This window comes from Actinoplanes sp. NPDC048791, assembly GCF_040650095.1.
In the GTDB taxonomy this organism is placed as follows: domain Bacteria; phylum Actinomycetota; class Actinomycetes; order Mycobacteriales; family Micromonosporaceae; genus Actinoplanes.
Genome location: NZ_JBEZGQ010001172.1, coordinates 1 through 2,388 on the forward strand (window position 1 = coordinate 1; position 2,388 = coordinate 2,388).

Consider the following 2,388-nt stretch of genomic DNA (forward strand, 5'->3'; position numbering starts at 1 on the left):
GCGACCGCCCGGGCCATGGGCGCCAACCCGTTCGCGGCCGAGATCACCGCGGTGGCGACCCGGGCCCGGGTGGCCCTGACCGGCGACGAGGACACGGTTCCGATCCCGCCGCCGGGCCGCGACCCCGGGGACGAGCTGGACGTGCTGACCGAGCGCGAGCGGGAGGTCCTGGCGGCGGTCGCCGAGGGGCTGACCAACCGGGAGATCGGTCAGGCCCTGTTCATCAGCGAGCGGACCGTCGGCGTGCACGTCGGGCACATCTTCGACAAGCTCCAGGTGCGGACCCGGGTGCAGGCCAGCCGGGTGTTCCTCCGGGCGGCGTGACCTTTTCGTTATCTACGTACGCGGAATACGTCGTTCTACCGATCCCCGCGCCCGCCCCCGGTGAAAGGCTGACTCTCGTTCGGGGGAGCACCGCCCGGCCGGCCGGCCCGACCAGGCCGCCGGGCGGTGCTGGAGGGCCTCCGCGAGGGAGTTCCGTGTGTGGAGGACCGCGATGATCACCGATTCCGTCTGGGGGCCTGTCCGCCAGGACATGGCCGACGTGCTGGCCGGGCACCCCGATGACGTACCCGCGGTGGTCGACCAGCTCACGAAGCTCCAGGACGTGCTGGAGCGGGTGCCGCCGCTGCTGGACAGCAACCCGCTCGCCGACTTCAACAAGCTCTACCTGACCATCACGACCAGCGTGCTCGAGCGCCTGTACGCGGGCCGGTTCGCCGACCCGGCGTTCCTGTCCCGCCTGGACGTGGAGTTCGCCGCCCGCTACTTCGACGCCCTGCGCCAGTGGTCGGACGCCAGCGCCGGCTGCCCGCGGGCCTGGTCCGTGCTGTTCCACCGGATCCCCGGCCCGGACGCGCGCCCGCTGCCGTCGGCCGCCGCCGGGGTGAACGCGCACATCAACTTCGACCTGCCGTTCGCCCTGGTCACCACCTTCGACCACCTGGGCTCCGACCCGGTCGACGACAGCGACCAGCACCACGACTACCTGCAGATCAACGACATCTTCGCCGAGTCCATCCCCGGGCTGCGCCGCGGCTTCCTGGAGAAGTGGCAGCTGATCATCGACATGATGAACGGCGACCTGGACGACTGGTGGCAGGGCGAGCTGATCGAGTACACCCGCAACGTGGCCTGGCGCAACTCGCAGAAGCTCTGGTGCGTACGCCATGACCTGCAGGCCCTCGGCCGGGAGCGGACGCGCCTGGACGGCACCGCCGAGGCTTTCGGCAAGCTGCTGATGTCGCCGATGGGCGCCATCCTGCAGTGACCTGATCTTTCTTCCGGGGGGCGGGGTGCAGGGCCCGTGCTTGTCCAAGAGCACGGGCCCTGAACCTCCGGGCTACTTGATCACGACGAGCCGGGCGACGCTCTTGCCGCCGTCCTCGGCGCCCGCGAGGCCGATCTCCGCACCGCTCTTGATCGCGCCGGCCTCGACCTTCTTCTTGTCCTGCACGACCCGCAGCTTGTCGCCGTAGGTCCAGGTCTGCGCGAAGCCGTCGGCCGACTTGACGCTCACCGTCGTGGCGTCGACAGCGGTGACCGTGCCGCGCTGCACGACGACGGTCTTGACGCCGTCCTTGCCCTGCACCGTCATCTCGCCGTGCAGGGTGTTCTTCCGGAGGAACTTGCGGGCCCGGGGGTGCTTGCCCGCCTTGTCCGGCTTGGCCGCGGCGGAGGCCGACGGTGCCGGGTCCGCCTCCAGGCCGACGGCCGCGAGCGCGAAGGACTCGTCCGCGACGTCAGCCGCGGGCGCCGCCGGGGCACCGGCCGGGGCCGCGCCACCGCCGCAGCCGCTCAGCCCGAGCAGACCGGCGAGGCTCACAGTGGTCAGGGTCAGCGCGATACGGGTTCGTGTCATGCGGCCAAGACTGCGCCGGCCGTGCACGGGCCGGATCAGCGTCATGTTCGGGTTGGGTAAGGGCCGGTCGCGGCGGGCAGAGCGATGGTGAACATCGCGCCGCCCTCGGGGGCGTGCCCGGGCGCGAAGGTGCCGCCGAGCCGCCCGACCAGGCGGGCGGCCAGCGCCAGCCCCAGACCGCTACCGGTACGCCGGATGCCCCGGTACCGCCGCTGCAGGGCGCCACGCTGGAACGCCACCGCCAGGTCCTCGTCCGAGAAGCCCGGACCCCCGTCCCGGATCTCCAGCACGCCGCCGTGCGGACCGGGCCGGACCGCCAGGATCAGCGGGGCCCCCGGCGGCACCACCCGCAGCGCGTTCTCACAGAGCCCGTCGATGACCTGGCGGATGCGGCCGGGGTCGGTGGCCACCACGACCAGTTCCGCGGGCAGCTCGGTGCGCAGCTGCGGGCCGTCCGGGCCGCAGCGCCGGGCCCACGCCTCGGCGGCCGAGCCGGCCAGGTCGACCTGGTCCACCGGCACGATGTC

4 protein-coding genes are annotated in these 2,388 nt (G+C 72.5%); 2 read left to right on the plus strand and 2 right to left on the minus strand.

Annotated elements, in window-relative coordinates:
* Both AB0C29_RS43855 and AB0C29_RS43860 read left to right on the plus strand, forming a co-directional pair.
* A partial coding sequence (locus AB0C29_RS43855) for a helix-turn-helix transcriptional regulator (RefSeq protein WP_360833643.1) occupies positions 1-324 on the plus strand: 324 nt, incomplete at its 5' end.
* Positions 325-499: 175 nt separating this feature from the next.
* On the plus strand, positions 500-1,270 hold the full coding sequence (locus AB0C29_RS43860) for a DUF5995 family protein (protein WP_360553358.1): 771 nt from the start codon (positions 500-502) through the stop codon (positions 1,268-1,270).
* A gap of 72 nt (positions 1,271-1,342) precedes the next feature.
* Here the strand turns inward: AB0C29_RS43860 and AB0C29_RS43865 are convergent, their stop codons facing one another.
* Positions 1,343-1,861 carry a hypothetical protein gene (locus AB0C29_RS43865; protein WP_360833645.1) on the minus strand — a complete coding sequence of 173 codons (519 nt, stop codon included), beginning with the start codon at positions 1,859-1,861 and terminating at the stop codon, positions 1,343-1,345.
* Between the two features lie 41 nt (positions 1,862-1,902).
* On the minus strand, positions 1,903-2,388 hold a 486-nt coding region (locus tag AB0C29_RS43870), incomplete at its 5' end, for a HAMP domain-containing sensor histidine kinase (RefSeq protein WP_360833647.1).